This window comes from Sphingomonas sp. GM_Shp_2 (assembly GCF_026540875.1).
Lineage (GTDB): Bacteria > Pseudomonadota > Alphaproteobacteria > Sphingomonadales > Sphingomonadaceae > Sphingomonas > Sphingomonas carotinifaciens.
Genome location: NZ_JALNUQ010000092.1, coordinates 1 through 4,404, shown reverse-complemented (window position 1 = coordinate 4,404; position 4,404 = coordinate 1). Strand labels below are relative to the sequence as shown.

Genomic DNA, 4,404 nt, shown 5'->3' with positions numbered 1-4,404 from the left:
CCCAGCGGCAGCGCGGCCGCCCCCGTCACCTCGGGCGCCAGCGCGCGTGCGATCGCACCCACCGAAACCGGCCCGTCATCCGCCTCCACCTCGAAGGTCAGTTGCGGGATGCGGTTGCCATAGTCGCCCAGCGCCATGTCCTCGAACACCGCATAGGCGATCCCGCGATGCGCCGGCGCGGCGGCCCCTTCGGCCGCGGCGATCGCCGGATCGACCGGTTGATCCTCGCCGCCCAGGTACAGCCGGAACCCCGTCGCCGTCTTGAAGTCACCCCCCGCGCCCCTCAGCAGCCGTCCATCCGCCCAGATCCGCCGGAGCCGGCGGATCGGCCGCGCCGACAGCGCCACCGCAAAGCTCGCGGCATAGCTGTACGTCTCGGTTGCCGGCCGCCCCTTGCCGCCCCGGCTACCCCCGCGCGTCTCGATCAGGTCGGTCGACCAGATCACCGTGCCGCCGACCCGCATCGTCCCGAACAGCCTGGGCAGTTGCGTGCCATAGGACGATGTCTGCACCTGCAACTCGGTCAGCCGCGGCCCCTGCCGCCGGGCCGGGCCCAGCACCGCGCGGTCCACCGCATTGCCCAGCATCGCCCCCAGCGCGCCGCCGATCGGTCCCCCGATCGCCGATCCCACCGCCCCCAGCACCAACGTCGCCATTCCCGTCCCCCCGAACGCGCCATCCACCCAGTATTGGCCACGGCACCGGCCCCGGCCGCTCTACCACCCGCCGCAGCCCCGCATCGCCGTGGACGATGCCGCCCGCCACCCGCACCGCCAGATGCAACTGCCCGGGCCCAGCGCGCAGCAGCAGCACCTCGCCCGGCCCGCCATCGTCGCTGCGCACCAGATGCGCATCCAGCCAGCGGGTCGCCCGCGCCGCGACGCCGCCGCGCAACGCGTAGCCGGTCGGCACCGCCAGCCCGGTCGCGCACGCCACCACGCCCACACAGTCCAGCCCGTCCGCCGGATCGCGCCCGTGCAGCCGGAACCCCGCGCCCACCAGCGCCCGCGCCGCCGCCGCCACCCCGCTCATGCGCCGGGATACCGGGTCAGCAGGTCGATCCCCGGCAGGAACGGCTCACCGCGAAAGTTCACGGCATTGCCGAACCGCCCGGCACAGGTGGCCAGCGACTTGTCACACCCCTCCACCAGCTCCACCAGCGCACCCGGCACCACCGCAAACGCCGGGGCGCCACGCAGCCACAGCGTATCGCCTGCGGACCGCGCCACCGCCGCCTCCAGCCCGGCATTGTCCCCGCCGAACCAGCGCAGCCGCCCGCCGCCCCAGCCGTCCGCCACCGGCTCGACCGCATCCACCGTCACCCGCGCGCCCTCCGCCGCCGTCACCGTCGTGAAGCGCCGCCGCCCCGCCATCGCCACCCGGCAACGCGCATCGCCCAGCTCCGCCCGGCATTCGGGCGAGGTTTCCTCGACCACCGCCCGCTCCAGCACCACGCTCGCCGCGCGCAGTTCCGCACCAAACCCGCCGTCCTCCAGCGACACCGCACCGATCCGCCCCTCGCCCAGCGGCACCGGCGCGCGCTCGCCGGTCCAGTCCGCCGCGAACGCCACCACCCGCGCGCCCTCCCATCGCCCGGCGAGCAGGTCGCGCTCGGTGATCGCATCGCTGGTCAGCGCGCCCCTCGCCTCCATGCTCTCCGGCTCCAGCGTATCGCCGCGCACGATCGCGGAGGGCACCAGTCCCGGCGCGGCGCGATAGATCAGGTCGTCCAGCACCAGGTCGCGGTCATGCGCGGTCAGCCCGATCGTCACCCCGTCGCGCCGCTCCAGCCGCCAGCACAGCACGCGCGTCACCACCCGGTCGCCGCTCATGCCTCGCGCACCTCGACCAGCGGCACCGCCGGCGCCGCCCCCGCGAGAAAGGTCGCCCGCGTCACGCTCAGCCTGTCCTCGGCAAAGCGCACGGGCACGTCGAAGGTGAAGCTGGCGCGCACCCGCACGCCCGCCACCGGCGCGGTGTCCAGCACCACCCAGCCGCCCGGCCCCAGCGCGAACCCCGCCACCGCGCGGCCGTCGGCGCTGACCGACACGGTGCCCGCCACCGGCCGGGTGATCCGCCGCTGCTGCCCGCCGTAAGCCTTGACCAGCGCGAAGCGCCGGGTCCGCCCGTCGCCGGTGCCGATCGTCACCCCCACCGCGTCATGGTCGAAGGGATCGCGCAAGCGGAACCCGCGCGCCGGACCCAGCCTTGCGCGAAAGAACGCCAGCAACGCGGCGATGTCCGCTTCCGATCGCACGCCCGGCCCGACATCATACTGCGTCCGCGCCTCCGCCCAGGCGGCGTTGCGCGTCTCGTGCCCGCCCGCACTGGTCACGACCGATGTCGAGAAGCCGGGCGACACCTCCGTATCGCGCCCCAGCGCCAGCGGGAACATCACGTCGTCGAACGCCTCCACCCCGTCCTCCCCTTTCCAATGTACGAAGCCGTCGCGCATCACCTGCGGCAGCGCCCACAGCACCACGTCCGCCACGCCGCGCGCCCGCGCGGCTTGCGCCGCCGCATCGATCAACCCCCATTGCGCGCGCTGGTCGGGCCGCAGCACGAAGCCCGACAGGTAATGCTGCCGCTCTGCCGGATAGCCCAGCCGCGCCTCCGCCAGCGCGATCCCGGCACGGGTGGAGGCGCTGTCCCCCTCCGTCACCCAGTCATAATCCTCCAGTTGCAGCACATCGAATGCCGGGCTCGCCCAGCCCACCGGCATGTTCGCGCGCTTGGCCTCCGGCGCGGCGGCATCCAGCACGGTGGGCAGATAGGTGAGGAGCAGCGTCTCGCACCCCGGCGCCGCGCCCCGTGCCGCCGCGCACAGCGCTGCGGTGGAGGCGGCAAGGCACGCCCCCGCCCGGTCCAGCGTCGCCTTCTGCGCCTCGGTCTTGGCGCCCCGGATGCTGTCCATCGCCACCGGCGCGAACGCCGCCATGGCGGCCGCGTCATAGAGGCAGGGCCGCGCGCCGTCGGGCTGCACCCACCACCACGGCTCCCCCACCTGGAACCGTGGGGGCAGCCCGGCGGCCGTGCCGATCGCCAGAAACGCCGCCGCCACCGCCCGCAGATACCCCATTGCCCCGTCATGCGCCGGGCTCAGCAGCGTCGATGGCGGCACCCATCCGGTCAGCGCCGGGCTGCCGTCGCTCGCGCGCTGTTTCCAGTCGTTCCAGCAATGCGCATCGAACAGTTCGTAGGACAGCGACCAGATGATGCCGTATCCCAGCGCCCGCGCCTCAGCGGCGAACGCCCGGTGCCATGCAACGCAGGGCGCGTTCAGCACGCCACCCGCCAGACTGGCGTAGAACCCCCCGCCCAGCGCCTCCAGCCGGAAATAATGGCTCATGCCGACATAATGGGTGATCGCCCCGCGATACCCCAGGTGCAGCGCATTGCGCAGCAGCCGTGCCGGCGTCAGATTGTAGCTGTCGTCATAGCCGCTGGCGATGCGGCAATCATGTTCGGGCAGCACCGCATCGCCGATCGCGATCACCGCACCCGGCCCCTCACAGGCGATGCCGGTCAGCTCCACCCATCCCTCGGCCGGCGCGGCCAGCGGCGCATCCGCCCCCGTATAGCCCGGCGCGACCAGCGACACGAACATCCGGTCGACATCGCCCGCCCACACCGGGTCCGCCTCGCCCGGCAACAGGAACCCGCCATCGACGCGGGCGAAGTCGATCGACACGACCGCGTCCTCGCGCGACCCCACCGCATAGTTCCACAGCCGCACATACCAGGCCCGCATCCGGCCCGCCGCATCGCGCCCCTCGATGGTCAGCACTGGGCCGTTCACCGCATCCAGCGCCCGCACGCCCCCCGAGCGCCACCGGAACGACAACCGGCACCCGCGAAAATCCCGCGCGGTTTGGTAGGCCAGCAACGGATGATCGAAACGGTCCTCCGCTTCCCAGATCAACCCGGCCAGATCGTCCGCCTTGTAGAACACCGCATCCACCCGCAGTGCATCGGGTGCGGTCGTCACCACCGACGCCATCATCGGCCGCGGGAAATTCACCGTCCAGAACCGCGGATCGAACCGCGAGATCACATCCCCCCGCTGTTCCCGGCGAGCGCTGCACAGATTCCAGCCCATGATATCCCCCTAACGATGGCCCAGCTCTGCTTGGCAGCCCCTCACCCAACCCTCTCCCCGGAGGGGAGAGGGCACCCACAAAACCCCTCTCCCCTCCGGGGAGCATCGGGTCGTCCATGCCCCCGGCATGGACTGAACAGCGCGGGGCGCTGTTCACCCGATGCTGGAGGGGCCCATCGCGCCAGCGATGGGAGGGTGAGGGGCCGCCCCAAACGCAACATGCCTAATCCTCAGCAAGCGCCGCCCGAACCGCCCGAGCCACCTGCCGCCCGGACCGCGCCAGCGCTGCCGGGGCCTCGCCCGCC

At 73.0% G+C, this 4,404-nt stretch carries 2 protein-coding genes and 2 pseudogenes; all 4 read right to left on the bottom strand.

Going from position 1 to position 4,404, the window contains the following annotated elements; genetic code table 11:
* Positions 1 to 656 (bottom strand): annotated as a pseudogene (locus tag OXR08_RS18530) (hypothetical protein); the annotation flags it as partial.
* 13 nt (positions 657 to 669) lie between these two features.
* Positions 670 to 1,032: pseudogene (locus OXR08_RS18525) on the bottom strand (peptidoglycan endopeptidase); the annotation flags it as partial.
* Complete coding sequence (locus tag OXR08_RS18520) at positions 1,029 to 1,832, bottom strand: DUF2163 domain-containing protein (RefSeq protein ID WP_267352118.1); 804 nt, start codon at positions 1,830 to 1,832, stop codon at positions 1,029 to 1,031. The gene OXR08_RS18520 and the pseudogene OXR08_RS18525, both read right to left, overlap by 4 nt.
* Positions 1,829 to 4,099 (bottom strand): DUF2460 domain-containing protein, encoded by a 2,271-nt coding sequence (locus OXR08_RS18515; RefSeq protein WP_267352116.1) that lies wholly within the window; start codon positions 4,097 to 4,099, stop codon positions 1,829 to 1,831. Before OXR08_RS18515 ends, OXR08_RS18520 begins: the two co-directional genes overlap by 4 nt.
* Positions 4,100 to 4,404 lie beyond the last annotated feature (305 nt).

What these genes read in the sequence shown, in the direction of transcription:
- OXR08_RS18520 (WP_267352118.1), bottom strand. Translation starts at nt 1,832, where the DNA reads ATGAGCGGCGACCGGGTGGTGACGCGCGTGCTGTGCTGGCGGCTGGAG.
- OXR08_RS18515 (WP_267352116.1), bottom strand. Translation starts at nt 4,099, where the DNA reads ATGGGCTGGAATCTGTGCAGCGCTCGCCGGGAACAGCGGGGGGATGTG.